The sequence below is a fragment of the uncultured Tessaracoccus sp. genome (assembly GCF_947286155.1).
Taxonomy (GTDB): Bacteria; Actinomycetota; Actinomycetes; order Propionibacteriales; family Propionibacteriaceae; genus Arachnia.
In genome coordinates this window covers 24423-43065 of record NZ_CAMYPD010000007.1, presented here as the reverse complement: position 1 = coordinate 43065, position 18643 = coordinate 24423, and the positions used below count along the sequence as shown (strand labels likewise).

At 62.8% G+C, this 18643-nt stretch carries 16 protein-coding genes and 2 pseudogenes; 3 read left to right on the top strand and 15 right to left on the bottom strand.

Going from position 1 to position 18643, the window contains the following annotated elements:
• Positions 1–135 precede the first annotated feature (135 nt).
• The 14 genes and pseudogenes from Q0X68_RS03075 to Q0X68_RS03010 form a co-directional block, all read right to left on the bottom strand.
• A complete protein-coding gene (locus Q0X68_RS03075; protein ID WP_297747392.1) occupies positions 136–1041 on the bottom strand; it encodes an SIS domain-containing protein in 906 nt (301 codons plus the stop codon).
• 115 nt (positions 1042–1156) lie between these two features.
• Positions 1157–1813 carry a bifunctional 4-hydroxy-2-oxoglutarate aldolase/2-dehydro-3-deoxy-phosphogluconate aldolase gene (gene eda, locus Q0X68_RS03070; RefSeq protein ID WP_297747389.1) on the bottom strand — a complete coding sequence of 219 codons (657 nt, stop codon included), beginning with the start codon at positions 1811–1813 and terminating at the stop codon, positions 1157–1159.
• A 14-nt stretch (positions 1814–1827) separates the two neighbouring features.
• A complete protein-coding gene (locus tag Q0X68_RS03065; RefSeq protein ID WP_297747386.1) occupies positions 1828–2787 on the bottom strand; it encodes a phosphotriesterase in 960 nt (319 codons plus the stop codon).
• Positions 2788–2801: 14 nt separating this feature from the next.
• Complete coding sequence (locus Q0X68_RS03060) at positions 2802–3767, bottom strand: shikimate dehydrogenase (RefSeq protein ID WP_297747383.1); 966 nt, start codon at positions 3765–3767, stop codon at positions 2802–2804.
• Positions 3768–3785: 18 nt separating this feature from the next.
• The gene (locus tag Q0X68_RS03055; protein ID WP_297747381.1) at positions 3786–4379 is read right to left on the bottom strand and encodes a glucose-6-phosphate isomerase family protein; all 594 of its coding nucleotides are present in this window, start codon (positions 4377–4379) and stop codon (positions 3786–3788) included.
• 135 nt (positions 4380–4514) lie between these two features.
• A complete protein-coding gene (locus tag Q0X68_RS03050; RefSeq protein WP_297747377.1) occupies positions 4515–7019 on the bottom strand; it encodes an ATP-binding cassette domain-containing protein in 2505 nt (834 codons plus the stop codon).
• Positions 7016–7996, bottom strand: coding sequence for an ABC transporter permease (locus Q0X68_RS03045; RefSeq protein WP_297747375.1), 981 nt, complete (start codon positions 7994–7996; stop codon positions 7016–7018). Before Q0X68_RS03045 ends, Q0X68_RS03050 begins: the two co-directional genes overlap by 4 nt.
• Before the next feature lie 102 nt (positions 7997–8098).
• Positions 8099–8533: pseudogene (locus Q0X68_RS03040) on the bottom strand (sugar ABC transporter substrate-binding protein); the annotation flags it as partial.
• 264 nt (positions 8534–8797) lie between these two features.
• Positions 8798–9052, bottom strand: coding sequence for a hypothetical protein (locus tag Q0X68_RS03035; protein ID WP_297747372.1), 255 nt, complete (start codon positions 9050–9052; stop codon positions 8798–8800).
• 265 nt (positions 9053–9317) lie between these two features.
• Complete coding sequence (locus tag Q0X68_RS03030) at positions 9318–10085, bottom strand: SDR family NAD(P)-dependent oxidoreductase (RefSeq protein ID WP_297747369.1); 768 nt, start codon at positions 10083–10085, stop codon at positions 9318–9320.
• A gap of 171 nt (positions 10086–10256) precedes the next feature.
• Positions 10257–11129 (bottom strand): sugar phosphate isomerase/epimerase, encoded by an 873-nt coding sequence (locus Q0X68_RS03025; RefSeq protein ID WP_297747366.1) that lies wholly within the window; start codon positions 11127–11129, stop codon positions 10257–10259.
• 1242 nt (positions 11130–12371) lie between these two features.
• The gene (locus Q0X68_RS03020; protein ID WP_297747363.1) at positions 12372–13454 is read right to left on the bottom strand and encodes an ImmA/IrrE family metallo-endopeptidase; all 1083 of its coding nucleotides are present in this window, start codon (positions 13452–13454) and stop codon (positions 12372–12374) included.
• Positions 13455–13483: 29 nt separating this feature from the next.
• A complete protein-coding gene (locus tag Q0X68_RS03015; RefSeq protein WP_297747360.1) occupies positions 13484–13726 on the bottom strand; it encodes a type II toxin-antitoxin system YoeB family toxin in 243 nt (80 codons plus the stop codon).
• 270 nt (positions 13727–13996) lie between these two features.
• Positions 13997–14497 (bottom strand): annotated as a pseudogene (locus Q0X68_RS03010) (transposase); the annotation flags it as partial.
• Between the two features lie 139 nt (positions 14498–14636).
• On the opposite strand from Q0X68_RS03010, the gene Q0X68_RS03005 reads away from it, so the two are divergent.
• Together Q0X68_RS03005 and Q0X68_RS03000 are read left to right on the top strand one after the other, a co-directional pair.
• Positions 14637–15926 (top strand): Fic family protein, encoded by a 1290-nt coding sequence (locus tag Q0X68_RS03005; protein WP_297747357.1) that lies wholly within the window; start codon positions 14637–14639, stop codon positions 15924–15926.
• Between the two features lie 180 nt (positions 15927–16106).
• The gene (locus Q0X68_RS03000; RefSeq protein ID WP_297747354.1) at positions 16107–16538 is read left to right on the top strand and encodes a hypothetical protein; all 432 of its coding nucleotides are present in this window, start codon (positions 16107–16109) and stop codon (positions 16536–16538) included.
• Positions 16539–16708: 170 nt separating this feature from the next.
• Here the strand turns inward: Q0X68_RS03000 and Q0X68_RS02995 are convergent, their stop codons facing one another.
• On the bottom strand, positions 16709–17716 hold the full coding sequence (locus tag Q0X68_RS02995) for a DUF2207 domain-containing protein (RefSeq protein WP_297747351.1): 1008 nt from the start codon (positions 17714–17716) through the stop codon (positions 16709–16711).
• Positions 17717–17970: 254 nt separating this feature from the next.
• On the opposite strand from Q0X68_RS02995, the gene Q0X68_RS02990 reads away from it, so the two are divergent.
• Positions 17971–18615, top strand: coding sequence for a hypothetical protein (locus Q0X68_RS02990; RefSeq protein ID WP_297747348.1), 645 nt, complete (start codon positions 17971–17973; stop codon positions 18613–18615).
• The last annotated feature ends 28 nt before the right edge of the window (positions 18616–18643 follow it).

Here is an 18643-nt window from a genome sequence, read left to right as displayed (position 1 = left end):
CCTACAGGTGGGACGTCGCGCAGTCCGTCAGGCCACCCTGCCTTGTTGTAGTGATACTACCACTTTGATTCGGCGCATCGTCAACAGGGCCCATGAATGGGCCTGGAGTGGGCGGCAACCGTGATGGCTCGAGTGCTACGGGTGCGGGGGGTGGGGGTGGGCGGACTTCCCGACGCGGAAGTCGGCCAGATGGCGCTTCATGGCGCGAAGGCGATCAAGGTGATCCGAGCCGCGCTTGGCGGCCACGGCAGTGGCCAGCACGTCGATCATGACCAGCCCGGCGAGGCGACTCACCATGGGGGTGAAGAGCTGGGTGTCCTCATAGGTCTTGGAGATGAGCACGATGTCACAGTCTTCGGCCAAGGGCGTCTGATCGCCCATAAGGCCAATCACCGTGGCGCCGTTGCGACGTGCGAGCTGGGCGACTTCGCGCACGGTGGCGGAGGTACCGGTGTTGGAGATCACGAAGAACACCGCGCCGGGGCGCGCCATCGACGCAGCCATGATCTGCTGATGGGCGTCCTGGGGCGCAGCGCACGGCACGCCGAACAGGCCGCTCTTCTGCTCGGCATCCTGCGCGATGATACCCGAAGCACCGAAGCCGATGAAGGTGAGGCTGTCGGCTGCGGCCATGCACTCCACGGCTCGCTCAATGGCCTGCTCCGAGTGCGTGCGGCGCGCCAACGCCAAGCTGCTGATGCTGTGGTCGAAGACCTTCTTGGTCATCACGCCGACAGAGTCGCCTTGCTGGATACCGGAAAACGTCATCGGTACGCCGAGCGCAAGCACTTGGGTGAGTTCGAACTTGAACGCCTGGAACCCGTCGTAGCACAGCCGCAGCGCAAACCGCATCACGGTTGGTTCCGAGACGCCGGCGGCCTCCGCGACGGAGGCCATGGTGCCGGAGACGACCGTCTCGGGCTTCTCGAGGACGAGGGTCGCGACCTTCTTCTCCGAGTTGCGCAGCTCAGGGATGGCGGCTCGCACTCGTTCCATGAGTGGCACGACACCGCGCTGTCCGGACGTTGCGGTGTCGTTCATGTCATCTCCTCGTGGTTGGCGCGCCTTTGCGCATCGGCTACCGGCATCGTACTGCACCGTGCCTAGTGGTTGCGCAGCCTGCACTGCGCAACCACTAGGCACGGTGCCGCTTCGCTCAGGCGTTGGCCCTCGGCGCCAGCACGGCCATCATGTCGGCGGCGAGCCCCTCGATCACGCCCCAGTCACCGGCCTGGATGGCTGCGTCCGGGGTGAGCCAGGAGCCGCCGACACACGGCACGTTGGGCAGCGCCAGATAGTCGGGAGCGTTCTTCAGATTGATTCCGCCGGTGGGGCAGAACTGGATGTCCGGGAGCGGGCCACGCACGCTCGACAGGTACTTCGTCCCGCCAGCGGCCTCTGCCGGGAAGAACTTGAGTGTCTTCCACCCAGCGTTGGCGAGCGCCATCATCTCTGAGACCGTGCCTGCGCCGAGCAGCGCGGGGGCACCCGTCGCGTGCACGGCGCGGACGAGTTCTGCAGGCGCGCCGGGGGTGACGATGAACTGCGCGCCCGCATCGAGTGCACCATTCACCTGTTCCGGCTTGGTGACGGTACCTGCACCGACGGCCATCTCGGGCACGTCGCTTGCGATGGCACGAATGGCGTCCATGCCGGCCGGAGTGCGGAGCGTCAGCTCGATGATGCGTACCCCACCGCGCAGCAACGCACGGGCCACCTCGACCGCAGCGTCGGCGCTGGGGACCTTGACGACGGGAATGACGGGGCTCAACGCAATGAGCGAGTCCATGGGCTTCGGGCTCGTGCTGAACATACGATTCTCCATTCTTAGAGTTGATCTTCGCCCAAGCTCCAAGTGAGCCAGCGGGCGGGATTGGTGATGGTCATGGCGGTGGCGGCGTCGTCGCCGACGACTGCGCGCACCCTCGGCAGGAATCGACGGTAGGTGTAGGCAAGGCCCGGCATGCCTCCGTAGGCCAAGTACCGGGTGCTCCTGGCGACGTCGCCGCCGAGCAGGATGCTCGAGCCGCCTCCACCGTCGACGACTCGAGCCATACAGTCGATCAGCACGCTGTCGGGCCAGGATTTCGTCCGGGCACAGCCGTCGTAGCCCAGATAGGCACCACGAGCTGCCAGCTCGCAGTGGAGGCCCGGATCCGGGTTGCGGTCGATGTGGGCCAAGGCCACGCGCTCCGGGGGACACCCGTGGGACTCAAGGAGGTCGAGCACTTCGTGCGTCGCGGTGCCGTATTCGAGGTGGACCATGACGGGAGCACCCACCTCACGGCTCGTCGACCCGACGGCCTCCAGCGCCCGGCGTTCGAACGGCGTCAGCGACCAGTATCCGATGCCGAACTTGATGAGGCCCGCACGGACCCCGCCCGTTTCACCCGCCGCAAGAGGAGGCTCCGGAGTGAAACCCGCGGTGAGGTCCGTGCGGAAGCGTTCAGCCATCCACGCGGTCGAGAGCGACGTGATGTCGGGCCGCGATCGGTAGTGGGCCTCACGATGCACGCCCGTCGTGTGGACGACGTGCAGGCCACGGGCACGTGCGATCCTCGCCACGGCGAATGGCTCGGCACCAAGCCCCATCGGTGTGGCTTCTACGAGGCATGAGACCCCTGTATCGACGAGATCGGCAGCCTCTTCACTGCTGCGTACCTCGTCGTCGAGCTCATCACCGGGCAACAGATCGGTGATCTGGAACAGGTGATCGTGGTAGTCGACGACGCCCAACGAACCGGGGTCGACGTCACCCAACACCGTGCGGACGAAAGGCGTGCTCATCGGATCGTCATTGCTCAGCGGACGTCTCGAGCGATGTCGGCGAGCCGGTCGAAGCCGGGACCAGACGTCGGGATACCGATTTCGAACACGTCCTTGATGACCTGCGTCCAGCCGTGGATGAAGTACACCCAACCGTCCTCGACGTGCAGGTCGCGCTCGGCCTGCTGTGCCCGGGCCTGATCGAGGAAGAGGAGGTCGCCACGGTAGTTGAGGTCCCAGACCCGCGCACGCTCCGGGAAGACGGCCGCGTTCGTGAGTGGCGATCCGGGGGCATCCTTGCCGAGGCCGGTGGCGTTGATGACGATGGCTCCGGGCGCCAGCTCGGCGACAATGGCATCGCTGTCGGTGGGATCCGGCGTGTGGATCGTCTCGAGCTCGGTCACGTTGCCGGCCTGGCCGTGAATCGCGCGCAGCGCATCGAGTCGGCCGGAGCTGCGGTTGGCGACGATCACTCGCGACGGGATGTCCGCGCCCCGCTCGGGGCGGCTCAGGTGCCAGTCGATGGCGATCGCCGAGCCTCCGGCACCCATGATGAAGACGGGAGCCCCCGTATCTTCGAAGTAGCCGGCGGGAATGAAGGCGTCGAGTGCGAGGCCGGACGAGTAGGGGTCCTTGGCGGTTGCCACGAACTTGCCGTCGTGCTTCGCCAAGCAGCTCACTTCACCCATCAGTTCGGCCAAGGGGCCCACCTCGTCGAACAGGTCGTGGGCCTCGCGGAAGAGGTCAATCTTGTGCGTGGTGACGAGCGCTCCGAGGCTCAACGGGTCGTCCTTGAGGAAGGACACCACTCGACGGTAGTGCTCTCGTGGGGCGTGCAGCGTCAGGTCGATGCCAACCATCTCGACGTCGCCGAGTTGCAGTTCCTTCGCCCACGCGGGGAAGACCCGGCGGATGGAGGACTTGCCGGTCGTCACGCCGACGAAGTAGAAGGTGGGCTTCTCAGCCGGCACGAGCTGATCTTGGGTATAGGTCTTGGGCATGAGTCGTTCCTTGCGGGGTCAGTCTTGGCGGTAGCCGGTGTGATCGGGGTTGGGGACCTGAGCCCACCCGCCGTCGGACTTGACGATGAGTGTCCGCATACCGCCGGCTTCGGCGATGATCCCGTAGTCCTGGCCGGAATCGGCGCAGTAGCAAAACAGTGTCACGAAGGGCTCGTCGCCGACGTTGACGCTGCGGTGGACCCAATGTCCGGGCACGTTGACCGCCTTGCCGGGGGTCAGCTCCGCCGCGACGGATTCACCGTCGAGGCTGTCCATGAGCAGCAATCCGTGTCCGCTGAGGCAGTAGTACAGCTCAGCGCGATTCGCGATCGCGTGGAGGTGCCCGCGGGTCATCGCGTACTCCTCACCCACGGTGCCGGGCAGCAGGATGCTGGTTCCGACGATCAGGGAGCCCTCGTTGTTGTCGTAGCGCTGATCGTTGACGTAGTAGACAAGCTCGTCGGCCCCACGCCGCGCGACTTCTGCGTTGAACGCGGCTTGGTCCCGGTACAGTCCCTCCAGATCGCCCAGCTTCTTCTCATAGCGGCGGGTGGCGCCACCGATGGCGCCGTCGCTCGCGATGTCAATGACGTTTGGTCGTTGCATGTTCATCACGCTTCCTCACATTGAGTTGTAGTAATACTACAGGATTACATCCGGGGTTGCGCAGAGGGGCCGGGCTAAACAGGATCCCCCGGTCGGCGCTGAGCGGACCGTTTTCACAGCACCGACCGGGGAGGAACCGTTCTACTTGACGACATCCAAGCGGGAACGGTCGATCGAGATGGCCACCGAGACGATCACCAGCAGGCCGTAGACGATCTGCTCATAGGCCGGAAGTACACCGAGGATGCTCATGCCGACGCGGAGCACGCCGATGATCAAGGCACCCACGAGCACCTGGAAGGGGCCTCCGACGCCGCCGGTGATCGCACAGCCGCCCACGACGACGGATGCGATGGCCACCATCTGCAGTGCGTCGGCGAGGGTTGGGGCGCCGCTGTACTGCGACGACACCAAGACGATGGCCGCCAATGCGGAGAAGAAGTCGGACAACGTGAGGGCAAGGATTCTGACGGCGCGAGTACGCATACCGGACATGAGTGAAGCCCGCTCGGCGAGGACCAAGGCATGAATGCTGTTGCCCTTCGTCAGGAAGCGCATAGCCACCCAGACCAGTACCATCAAACCCACAGCCACGTAGACCGACAGGGCCACGTCCGCGAAACGGGTACTCGTGAGCCAGCCAATGAGGTCATAGTTGCTGGTCACCGAGATCGTCGAGGCACCGGAGATGCCGAGCGCGACACCGGACCAGAGGCCCATCGACCCGAGCGTCACAACGAATGCCGGGACCTGTGCGACGGACGCCACAACACCGTTGAGGGTGCCGGCCAGCGAGATGACCACCACCATGGCGATGATCCCCAGCACACCCAGATCCTTGATCCAGAGAGCCAGCAGGACGGTACCGAGTGAGGTCAGGGTCGCCGACGACAAGTCGATCCCGCCGGTGAGGATGACGAACATCTGCGCGAGCGCCAGCAACATGATCGGCGCCGAACTCTCGAGCAGCGTGCGCAGGCTCATCGGGCCAAGAAACGAGGGCTGGCTGATGCCAATCGCTACAACGAGGACAACGAGGATCACCACTGGCAGGAAGGACGTCAGCCGCTGCCGGTTGCTGCCGAGGCCCTTGGCCTTGGGCTTTGCTTCGGTGGTCGTGCTCATACCATTGCCTCCACTAGGTCCACCTGGGTGGGCTTTGTTCCCCGGTTGGGCGTCGAATTCGGCCGTGACCGCGCCGTCGCGGAAGACGACGATGCGGTGGCTGAGCGAGATGGTCTCCTCGAGCGTGTCGGCGAGCAGGATGATGCCGAGACCCTGCTTGGCGATGTCACGGATGAAGGCGAAGACGTCCTGCTTCGCGCCGACGTCGAGGCCGGGGGTGGGGTGGTCGAGGATCAGCAGCTTGAGCTTGGGGGACCCCATCCACTTGGCAGGGGCCACCTTCTGCTGGTTGCCGCCACTGAGTTTGCCGACGTCGGTGTGCACCGAGGGTGTCTTGACCTTGAGCCGCTCCACCCACTTGCGGATGAAGGAGTCTCGCTTCTTCGGCGAGATGAACGGCCCGGAGCGAATCGGATCCTGATCGGCCAAGAGGATGTTCTCCCCGACCGAGAGCCCGATCGCCACGCCTTCGAGACGTCGCTCCGCCGGGATGAAGCCGATGCCGTCCCGAACTGCGTCCGCGGGTGCGCCGTACTTGCGGGGCTTGCCGTTGAATGTGATGGTGCCCGTGTCGAACGGCTCGGCTCCGAAGATGGCCCGACACAGGTCCTCGCGACCGGAACCGACGACGCCGGCGAGACCGACCACTTCTCCCTCGCGAACCGTGAGGTCGATGTCGTGGTACTTCTCGGCAGTGGTCAGGCCGGAGATCTCGAGCACCGGCTTGGCATCGTCGGGGATGGCGAGCTGGTCTTCTTCGCGGTAGTAGCCACCGCTCGATTCGCGGCCGACCATGAGTCGGTAGAGCTCGGGGACGTCGATCTCGTCCTTCGAGCGCTCGGCCATCACAGCGCCGTCCTTCATGACGTAGACCCGGTCCGAGACGCGGATTACCTCATCGAGTCGGTGCGAGACGAAGATCACTGATGCAATCTGCCGCAGGCGCTCGACCTGCTGGAAGAGGACTTCGAGGTCCTCGCCTTCCAGCACGGACGAGGGCTCGTCGAGGATGATGACCGGCATGCGGGAGGAGCGTTCCTCCACGTAGAGGGCCTTGGCGAGCTCAGCCATCTGCCGCTGGGCGAACGTGAGGTGCTCGGTCTTCTCCTGCGGGCGGATCTTCGAGCCAATCTTGTCCAACTGGCGTTGGGCGTTGGCGTACATCTTTGGCCAGTTGAAGAAGCCGGCACGAACCGCGTTGCCCTCGGCACCGAGGAGAATGTTCTCGGCGACGGAGACGGTGCCGATGAGCGACTGCTCCTGGTGGACCATGCCGATGCCGAGCTTTGCGGCATGCCCGGGGTCTCCGATACGGACCGGCTCGCCGCCGATGAGTACCTCACCAGAGTCGAGTTTGTTGATGCCGACGAGCACCTTGAGGACGGTGGACTTGCCGGCGCCGTTCTCACCAATAAGGCCGACGACCTCGTTGGGCCGGATCTCGAGGGAGACATCGTCGAGGGCCTTCACACCGGGGAAGGTCTTGGTGGCGTTGCGTACTTCCAGCAATGGCGTGGTCACTTGATCACCCTCACTCGTTCACGAAGCTGCCAGCCGGCGGCGGCCACGGCGACGACGATGACGACGCCCTGCATCGAGATCTGCACGTGCGGCGGCACCCTGGCCAGGATGAGTCCATTGGCCAACGAGGCAATGATGAGCGTGCCGATGAGCGTCTTGAACACGCCACCTCGGCCGCCGGAGAGGAGCGTGCCACCGATGACGACGGCAGCGATGGCTTGGAACGTCATCCCTGCGCCGATTTGCACGTCGCCGACACCGAGGCGGGTAGCTGCCATCGCGCCAGCCAAGCCGAAGAGCGCGCCGGCGAAGACGAAGGTGAGGGTCTTGTACAGACGGATGTTGATGCCCGAGTACTGGGCGATGCCCTCGTCACCGCCGTTGACGAATGCGTAGCGGCCGAGCTTGGTGAAGTACTGGATCACCGCGCCGATGGCGAAGATGACGACGGCGAGAAGGATGAGTCTGGAGATGCCGTGCCAACGGTCGAGCCCGCAGCCTCGCAAGGACTGGTCGAGCACGCGTGGTGCGCGGCCGGCGAAGAGCACGGTCGCCACACCGACGCCAATGGCGCCGGCGCCCAGGGCGACCATGAAGGACGGCACCTTGAACACCGTGTTGACGATGCCGTTGACCAGGCCGAAGGTGGCGCCCACGAGGATGCCCGCGAGCACCGCCCACAGGCCCAGTTGCATCTCGTTGCGGTCATTGGTGGCGAGGAGGACGACGACCAGCGAGCTGGTGGCCATCACACCCTCCAAGGAGAGGTCGATGCCGCCCAGGGGGATCACGAAAGTCATGCCCACGGCCAGCACGACGAGGATCGCGGCATTCTCGGCGATGCCGAGCAGGTTGGAGACCGACAGGAATCGTGGGTTGAGCACCCCGAACACGATCATGACTGCGGCCAATGCGAGTAGCGGGCCGAGCTCGACGAGACGACTCGTCCACTTGACCGCAGGCGGCTGGGCCGCCACGTCGGGGGAGGCGGAGCGCCTTCGACCACTGGTTGTGACATCTTCCCTACTCCTTCATGGTTGGGGGCCCATCGGGCCTCCCAACTGCGTGTTTGCTGGCTGTTACTCGATGGCTCCGGTCGACCGCTTGAACGGATCGTCGAGGTCGGGCTTCAGCTGATCGAAGGTCGGGGCCTTGCTGTACTCATTGACGTTGTCCTTGGTCACGAGGAACTGCGTGCCGTAGAACGCCCGCTGAGCATGGTCGGCCGCATCGACGTCGTACTCGCCGATGGCTGCCTGGTAGCCGAGTGCCAGCGCCGCAGCGCCCTGCCACCACGGGTCGGTGGTCACCGTCGCGAGGTAGCCGTTGGCTCCCGACTTGATCTCGTCGAGGGCCTCCGGGACAGCGTCGCCGCCGACGATCGGCACCTTGCCAGCCTTGCCTGCTGCGCGGAGCGCTTCGAGCGCGCCGAGGGCCATGTTGTCGTTGGCAGCCCAAACGCCCTTGATGTCATCGCCATGGGCGGTGAGGAGGGTCTGCATCACCTGGAAGCCCTCGTTGCGGTCTCAGTTGGCGGTCTGGGTGTCGAGCAGCTTGATGTTCGGGTTCTCGGCAAGCGCCTTCTCGAGGCCCTCGTAGCGCTGCTGTGCGGGGACGTTGTCCAAGATGCCCTGCAGAGCGACGATACCGCCCTAGCCGTCCATGGTCTCGAAGAGCTTGTCGGCGATGTTGTAACCGCTCTCGGTGCCGTCGAAGGAGATGTGTGCGACCCAGTTCGGACCGACATCCCACGGCTTGAAGTCATCGGGCTTGTTCCACTACGTGACGACGTAGCCGCCTGCGTCGGCGACCGCGCGCGCGATGGCCTGCGTGTCGGACGAGGTGTTCGGATCGACGTTGAGCACGATCTTCTTGCCACCGGCGAGCGTCGACCGGATCTGGGCGAGCTGCTTCTGCGAGTCGCCCTCGTCGCTCAGGATGGTCAGCTCCTTGCCGATCGAGTCGGCGTACATCTGTGCGCCCTCGGCCCAGTTGGCGTGGTACGGGTTCGACAGCGAGCGAATCGCGAGCACGAGCTGGATGTCGCCATCCTTGGCGGGAGCGTCGCGGCCTTGGATTCTGCGGGCTTGTCCTTGCCGTCGGCGGGGACGCTGGTGCCCTGCGTGGGGGTGCCGGAGCTGCAGGCAGCCATGGTGAGTGCCACCGAGGCCTCAGCCAACGCCGCTGACGCCCGACGGATCGATGTGAACAGTTGCATGGTGGTTGGTTCCTCCATCAACTCTGATGTGTGGTTGGTTTGTTGGGGGTTCTTGGGGTACCGGTGACCCGGCCGAATCGTCAGAAGATGCTGTAGCCGCCGTCGGTGACGAGGATTTCGCCAGTGACGAAAGACGACGCTTCCGAGGCGAGGTAGAGCACCGCCGGAGCGATCTCCTCAGGCTCGGCAGCGCGCAGCATCGGCGCATCGTCGATCCAGCGGACGCGGAAGTGCGGCTCGTGGAGCGGCGACATGTCGGTGTGCACGTAGCCGGGTGCGACGGCGTTGACCCGCACACCCGACGGAGCCCATTCCGCGGCCAAGCTTCGGGTGAGTTGGTGGACGGCGGCCTTGGATGCGTTGTAGGCCGGCTGCCACTGGGGACGGTTGACGATGATGCCGGACATGGAACCGACGTTGACGATGCGCCCCCCGCCCCGCGAGACCATCGTCTCGCCGATGACCTGGGACATCAGCCAAACGCCATCGACGTTGACGTTGAACACTGCGCGCCAGTCGTCGAACGTGACCTTGAGTGAATCTTCATGGATGCAGATGCCGGCGTTGTTGACGAGCACATCGATGCGCCCGAAGGCGGCGATGGCCTCGTCGCGAATGCGTTCGCAGTCCTCCCGCACCGTGACATCGGCGGCGACGAAGATCGAACGCTGTCCACGCTCCTCGATCTCCTTCATCACCTGCGAGGCGGCGGCCTCGTCCCGTCCGACGATCACGATCGATGCTCCGGCCTCGGCAAGGCCATGGGCGAGCGCCCGGCCGATGCCGCGGGTGGAGCCCGTGACGATGGCGGTCTGACCGTCGAGCCTGAACTTCTCCAGAATGTTCATCGTGACTTGCTCATCCTTCCGCCGTGAAGTGCCGGCGGCAGGGACCTCAGCGCAGAGGTGGCCCCGCCCGTCGTACTCGGGTGGCGCTGGAGGGCGTCCTCGCCCTCGTTCGACTCCGTAGTATAACTACAACTTGTCGGAGTATGCAGCCTTCTTACGGAATTGGTTCGGTCAGTGAAGTCGGATGCTGTCGACGGCCACGAGCTTGTTGCGAATGAACTCGTTGGCGTGTGCGCCGAGCTCGTCGTTGTCCTGCCAGAGGTTGCGCCAGATGCCCAACATGCGGCTCAGGTCAGGTGCCACAACGGCCGAGGAGAACGACTCAAAGGTGATAGGGCCGTCGTATCCGACGCGGGCCAGCGCCTTGAAGTAGGTGTCGAAATCGACGGAGCCCGTGCCGAGATAGCCGCGATGGCTCTCACCGATATGAACGTAGCGGAGCTTCGGGGCAGCATCCATCACGGGAGCGAACATGTCCGACTCCTCGATGTTCATATGGTAAGAGTCGAGGTGTACGCCGAGGTTGGGGCGATCGACCTGCGCGAGGTACACCATGGCTTGCCGGGCTGTGTTGAGGACGTTGGTCTCGTAGCGGTTGACCACCTCGAGCGAGACCGAAACGCCCCGCTCAGCAGCATGATCAGCCACGGTGCCGATCACGCGCTGACTGTTGGCCAAACCCTCGCTGGTCATGGGTTCCATGTACTTTCTCATGGCAGAGTAGATAACGCCGCAGAAGTGGGTGCCGCCAAGATCGGCCAGCACGTCGACCGCCTTGAGGAGCAGCGCCTCACCGGCAGCGACGACCGTCGGATCCTCGCTCGTGACGTCCGTGGCGTCCGAAAGCCCCAGCGACGCGCTCACTTCGAGCCCGTACTCTGCCAGGGCTTCACGGGCGGCCCCGACGTCGAAGGTGGATGGGTCCATGAGCGGGTACTCAATCAGGTCGAAACCTGCTTGCTTGGTCTTCTCCGCGGCGAAGCGGATCCCTTGCGCATCGAACGTCCCCGTCCACACGAGTCCGTGGCAGCCAATCTTGTTCATGAGGTTCCTCCGCGTTTCCTAACACAGGGTGCGGGTGCGACGAGGTGGTGGTCCAGCGGGCAGCGACCCCGCGTCCATGCATCTCCGCGCGGCGCGGCAGCGTCAAAATACGGGCTCCCTGTCAGCCCGAAGCTGCTCCCTGGACGTCAGCCGTGGCACCCACTGGGTAGTAGTTTCACTACAGACTAGCAGAGGTTGTTGATTCCCAGGTATTCTGACCGCTCGATTATTGCGGCATCTGACCCTGGTCACGTCCCGGACATTCCTCCCTGACAGGTGATCAGATGGACTAGGTTTGGACACTATTTACCGTGCATCTACGCAGCAAAGCGTTGTTATGCTGAAGACGCGGACCTACCCCCTCCCTTCAGGGATGACCCGCTGATCAGGGTGACTGCCGCAGTGTTCCCCGCGAAAGCGGGGATTGCACAATTCAGGATGAACCTGATAAGTGCTCCCCGCGCGAGCGGGGAGAGTACTCAGAATTTGAAATTGAGCAGAACCGAACCCGACCGTTTGCGGAACTGGCTGGCGGCTGTTACCTGTGGACCAAACACGACATCTTCTACCCGCACTACCATGGCAATACTCGCGAACGAATCATCAACAACGCAATGTTGGTTCGATCTCGCCGAGATTACACCGGCTCTTCAAAGATGACAGTGAAGATCGGTTACGGTGCCCGGTGGTAACGGAGATCGAACTCCTGGAATGATGAAAGTTCTCACACAGCCATCGCCAAAGACCTTGACATGGACAACGCTATCTTCACCACGCCTGATCTGTGAGGAGCCTGTATCCCCTCACGTGGAGATGAATAAAGAATGCTGGAGTCGATGCCCACTGCCGCAACTCTCTTCGCCTTCGACACGCCCGACGCGTGCTCAGTAGACGTGATCACCTGGAAGATGCTCTTAGGGCAACGTGGTGCATCTGTTGAGCGGTGAACGTATCCGCTCCGTCACAGAAGGGGGTGTCAAATGGTTTGGATCGCCCCGGGTGTGGTGAGGGTTTGATCTAGCCAAGATGACAGGAACATGTCCGCACCGAGTCAGTATCCTGCAGAAGTGCGTGGCCGTGCTGTGGGTTTGATCAACGAGAAGCTAATCAACGAACCCGCGCTGGCTGTGAGTACCGCGGATCGGTTGGACGTTGCCGTGCCATGGATTTCGAACACCACCGCTGCGATCCATTCAAGGGCTGTGATGATCAGCATGGCAACGTCTGACAATCCCATGGTGATCACAAATCTTTCTCATCGGGTATCGGAACGAATTCAACCTTGCGCTTAAGCTTGTGGCCCCACGCGAAATCACCCGTGGCTCGCTGGGCTTGCCCGAGCACGATGCTCGGCGCAATACCCAATTCGTCGGCAAGCGATTGGATGGCATCAAGGTTGCGGGATCGCGGCAGATCATCACGTCGCTCGGGTGGGACCAGAAGATCGGATGCGAAGGCATTCGCCTCGTGCTCCGCGTCGGCTTCCATGTTCTGGCTCTCAACGAACAAGGCAGTCTTGCTGTGCAGAAGGACGTGCCCGATCTCGTGGAAGACGGTGAACCAGACTTGATCGTCGCTCTTGCCCAAGAGGGACAGCTGGATGATGGGGTGGTCGTTGAGCCAGCGGGTGGCCCCATGCACACCCAGACCGGGAACGGCGGGGGTGAGCTCCAGCGCCACTCCACACTCGCGCAGGATATCTCGCGCCTGGCTAACCCCTGCCACCGGATCCTTGCGAGTCTGTGCTCGGAGCCGCGGCAAGGCGTCACACAGCGTCTCCTCATCAAAGGGCGGGAGGTTGGTGAACACCTCGTTGGTCTCGGCGAGAGCGAGCCAAGTGGCCAACGCGTGCGACTTGTCTCCGAGTACAGCAACCCGTCGATACGCGACACTGCCCTCTGCCCACGTCGTCTGGAAGGCATCCAAGCTCGCGACTCGTAGGAGATTCAGCAATTCGCGAACGGTGCCTGCCTTGTCACGTGCTGGCGACTGGATGAAACCCCACTTCCGAAGGTAGGACAGCGGGAACTCCTTTGCCTTGTCGTACTGCTCAGCGAACGCTGCCTTCTCGTCCTGACGAGCGAGAGCACTGCGATAGCCAGCCTCGTACTGGTTCCAGACGCGAGCAGGGATGCCAGTGACGCGCTCGAGAGCCAGAGCCTTGGAATGCGAGAGCGAAACCTTGCCGTTGAGGAGCTGACTCACATGCTTGCGCGAAGTGCCCAGGCGGCGCGAGAGCTCCGCTGCGTTGACCTGCTCGTTCTCCATCCACTCTTTGATGAAATCGCCGGTGGTCACGATGAAGTCAGGAAACACGACGTCCACGCTTAGTCCTCCTATCTGCATTTCCATCCCTACTTTCGGTGATAGTCGACGATCTCAACGACCAAGACCACGACTCCTCCGGCTTCGAGTGGCTCGACGATCAGTCGCCAATTGGCGGTCAATCTCGCAGACCACTGTCCTTGCCGGTCTCCGTGGAGGCGTTCCCACCGGCCGGCGCCGAGAAGCAGGTCGTCCATGGCGATCGCGCTCATGAGTTCCGCGATGCGGAGCCTCAGTTTCTTGGCCGTTGGTGCGCCGAGCTGCTTCTGCATGTAACGCGATTCAGTGCAGATTCGTTGGACCTCCCTAGACGAGTAGCGAACCTCCACGTCGAACATGTTACCAAATTGGTAACATGTGAGCAAGGGGACGACGATACTCGCATATGGCCCCCGGAGGTTAAGGGCCGTGCCTCACAGGTTTATCTCCGCGAAATGGCTGGACCGGGGAACATGCCCGGCAGCAGCTTCGAGCCCGGTTGCGCCAACCCAAGGGCTGCACACTACGGAGCTTGTCAAGTTGTTTGCGTGAGTGGTCGGTTTTTAGGTGGTTTGGGGGAATCGTTCGGGGTAGCGTAGTGCGAGTTCGTTGAGGGCTTTGGTCCAGCCTTGGATGGTGGCGCCTTCGACGAGCTTGCCGGGGGCCTTCCGGTTGGTGCCGTTAGGCAGGCCTGCTTCCTTGGCTCGTTCACGGGCTCGTTTGTCCTCGATGTTGCGGATCGCGAGCCAGAGCAGCTTGACCACCAAGGCGTCGTTGGGGAACTGGCCGCGGCTTTTGATGATTTTGCGCATCTGGTAGTTCAACGACTCGATCTGGTTGGTGGTGTAGATCACTTTGCGGGTTGCGGGCCCAAAATCGAGGAACGAGATGAACCCTTCCCAGGTTTTGACCGCCATCGGATATTTCCGGCCCAGGACCGAATCAGCGAGCGCGGTCAGTGCCATCAAGGCGTCGTCGTAGACGGCGGTGTAGATCGGTTTGAGTATCGCGGCCACGGCCTTACGCTCCAAATAGGACACGCAGCGCATCGAGGCGCGGATCAGACAACCTGTCAGGTCAGTGCAACTAGAGCACGCAGGATCGTCCCTCCAGTTAGCGCCTAACCTTGGTGAACCCTGCTCCTGGATCAACTTTAACCCCTTAAACTTGATTCAGCCGGGGTGATCATCAAGGATAAGCAGTATGGGTAGCTGGGTTGCGCAGCATTGGGAGTCGACGATTGAGTCAGGCACGCGACGGGCTGCCCGCCGCTCCGGACTGTACCTGGCGTACCTGCCCGATCCGCTCCTGGAGACGCCGCTCGTGCTGTCCGCCGAGAACGAGCGCCTCGCAGCGTCAGCCGAGCGAGCAGTTCGCGAGGTGGCGGGTGACGCTCACGATCTTGCGGGCATTGCCCGTTTCCTGCTCCGCTCCGAAGCCATAGCGTCATCTCGCATCGAAGGCATCGCCCCATCCGTGAAGCAGGTTGCGATGGCCGAGCTCGGGTCCGACGAGCCCATGCCCGACGTCAAGGAGATGGCACAGCTCGTCGCGAACAACATCACCGTCGTCGAACGCGCCCGAACTGAGCTCGTGCACTCCACCCAGATCATGGTCGCTCATCTGACAGCACTGCAGGCAGCACTCCTCAACGACGAGCCGCGAAAGCACGGCATCCGACAGGTGCAGAACTGGATCGGCGTCTCGGATTCACCGATCGATGCCACGTTCGTTCCCCCGCCACCCGATGCCGTGCCCGCGCTGATGGAAGACTTGGTGCACTATCTCGCCACCGCATCGCATGCACCGCTCATCCAGGCCGCGCTGGCGCATGCACAGTTTGAGACCATCCACCCCTTCATCGATGGCAACGGCCGCGTGGGGCGTTCACTGATCCACACGGTGCTCACGCGACGAGGCCTCACCCCCGGCGCGGTACTTCCCGTGAGTATGGTGCTTTCGACATTGAGTGACGAGTATGTTCGCGGGCTGACTGCCTACCGGCAAGTGACGGCCGTCGGCTCGCCCGAGTTCCACGCCGGCAGAGCAGAATGGATCACCGTGTTCCTGCACGCCGTCGAAGAGGCCGCTCAGCAGGCTTCGTCGCTTGGTTCGTCGCTGGCGAACCTGCGTGAGGAATGGGACACCCGGTTTCACGAGTGGCGAACAAGCGAGGGCCGGACGCGAGCGCTCCGCTCCGACTCCGCTGCGTCCCTCATCATCAAGGATCTCCCCTCAACCCCGGTACTCACCTCTACGAGCGTTCGCCGGATTCACGATGTGTCGGCCCAGGCCGCATCCACTGCCCTGGAAGAACTGTGCCGCGCGGGCATACTGCAACGCTCCCGCAGGCAACGGATCGTGTTGTACCAATGCAACGACGTGCTCGACCTGGTCACCCTGGCCGAACGTCGTCTCGCCAGCACACGGTTCGACACACGCGTGAGCACCCCGACGAAGCCCGTTCCCGCATATCTGGCGGAGCAGCGATAACCACAGCGGGAGCTAATGCACTTGCCCCATCGCCGTCTGTGCCCCAATCCAGCGAGGATGTCGGCATCACCCTGATGGCGTCGCTCTTCCTTCATATGAAGAACCGTGCACTGCTCGGCGCACCAAAAATGTCAGAGGTGCCTGCGACGCTGGGGACACCTCGAGAACAGGAGCGTACGCATGTCCACCATGACGTTGAACCAGACCATGATTGATGAGCTCACTCAGATTTTGGCTGTACCAGATCCGCAACCGTCGGAACCTTGGAAGTATCTCATCGCTAGCCAGAAGTCTTCAGCAAAGCGCGACGGGATGCTGCAGTCCGTCGGGCAGTTACGAGACCTCCTCGCGTCGCTGGCAGACGAGGCGTTCATCATTGTCAGCAAGCCATCTCAGCCTGGCGTGTTCACGCAAGCGCTGCACGAAGGCTCGCGGTTTGTGACGGAGTGCAGCATCCCCAACGAGATGGGAAATTTACTGCACCAGTACCATGACGGCGACGGGAACCTACCGCTCGAGCTCGCGCACCTCGTCATGGGCGCCTACATCATGCGCGGAGGCCGACTCCCCCTCGACTGGCAGGGCAAGCCCCCGGCCACCATGCAGTACTAACTGTAGTTGGTCATGACGTTGTCGACGCCGATGTGATCGTGCCTCAGAGATTGCTGGAGGCTCCGCCGAGGGTTTTGCTGCCATCGCGAATAAAGGCGACATCGCTCGACGACTTCCTAATTGGGCCACCTCGGTCTGGCTCCGGCCCGGTCTCTGTGCATTCCAGTGAGCTAGCGCCTCGACGACGATCCCTGCGGGGGCTGACCTGGACCTTGCTGGGGATACTGCGGACCCCTCTGCGGAGGATATTGCTGCTGAGGATAGGGCTGCTGCCCCTGCCACTGCTGGTATTGGAGGGTGTTGTCGGGTTTGCGACGGCGCACCAGCCACACAATGCCCACAGCGACTCCAATAAGTACCAGGAAGCCGCCGCCGATCCACAGCAGGATAATCGAGAGGTCAGGAGCGGACTTTTCATTGCCGGAGTCGTCGGTCGAGTCTCCGGAGGGGGATGCGCTGGCCGAAGAGTCGGACTCCGAGGGCGTTTGCGTCACTTCCGCCGACGATGAGCTGCCAGGCTGTTGAGGCTTGTCGCTGTGGCCGGTGCGCGTCGTCGGGGTCGCGACCTGGATTACGACATCGGTGCCCGTCGGTGCCTCACCTCCCGAGAACGTCACAGATGTTTCTTTCTCTTCGGTGTGGCAGGTCTCCTTGCCGTTGACTGTGCAGTGCACCTGATCGATCTGCCAAGGCGTGGTAATCGTCGCCTCCCAGCGCCTGATCAGTGGGTTGTCAGGCGAGAGATTGCGCCACGTGAAGGCGGTCTGATCCTGGTACTCGACGAGCAGGTTGCTGAGCGTGTACTCGACGGTCCACGGCCCCGATTCGATGGGGAAGTCCTTGGCAAGGATCTCGTAGCGGCGGACGCGCTTGCCCTCGGGGCCCGTCTCCTCATTCATCTGGGTTTTGGGCTCTCGCCCGTTCGGCGCCACAATCCGCACACCACTCAGCTCGTTCTCGCCCGGGATGCCACGAGGAACGGTGAAGTAGATGCTCTCCATCTCACCCTTGAAGCGCCACGACATCGTCGACTTCACACTCACGCTGCCATCAGCATGGATCTCGTACGTCGTGACGTGATTGGAGATATCGTCGACGTCGTCGGCGAATGCCGATCCCGGCATAAGGCTGAGCGTCATCGCGATGGCACCAAGGAGCGCAAGCAGTCGGGTACGCATGCACGAACTGTACCGGCATCCTGGATCATGCAAAACGTGATAGCGGGCACCACAGGATCCGCCTCTGAGCATCGAAAACGCGCAGGAACCTTTGGCATGGTGTATGCGAACAGCACGCTGATCCTTACGTCAGCTACTTCCGCGAAGGGACCACCGTCGCCAATTTCAAGCCGAGTTCCGCGATCACACGCAGACCGTGTCACTTGTCCACGATCGGGATTGAAGACGCAAGGTCATTTACATACCGTTGAGATATGAACAATAAGATTGCCATCACAGCTATCGCGGTCCTCGCCGTCTCGACGCTCGCCGCGTGTGGAGGCGATACAGAACAGTCCACCACCGGTGAGCGCACTACACCACAGACGACGGCTCCAGCCTCCACCGCCGAGAGCCCCGCACAAGGAGAGACGCCGTCGGCTTCGCCATCCTCCGGCGAACCCGCAGAGGAGAAAACTCCTGCGCAGCCCCAGCCTGAGCCCGGTTCCCCCGAGGACGCCGCCCTCGCCCGCAGCATCGCAGTGAAGCAAGTAGCAGCAGAAGGCCACGACGGTGGGGTGGTCGTCGCACAGGATTTGGAAGAGAGCAACGACCGGTGGGAGGTTGACGTTCTCGCCGCGAATAAGTGTTACGAAGTGCAAGTAAATACCGCCCATTCCTCTGCAAAAATCGACGAAATTGAAGATGCCGACGATGAAGATCGGGCCGCTGCGAAGGCTGCTGTCACCATCGCTGCTGCCATCGACGCCGCCGTTGCACACACCGCAGGCATCATCGAAAACGTGGACTGGGAAGACGACGGGCATTGGCAGGTAGAGATCCGTCCTGATGGATCCAACGACGAGGTGGAGCTCACCGTCGACCCGAAATCTGGGTCCGTGTCTACAGACGACGACTAGTTGTACTACCCCCGGCAGCGGAAGCAAT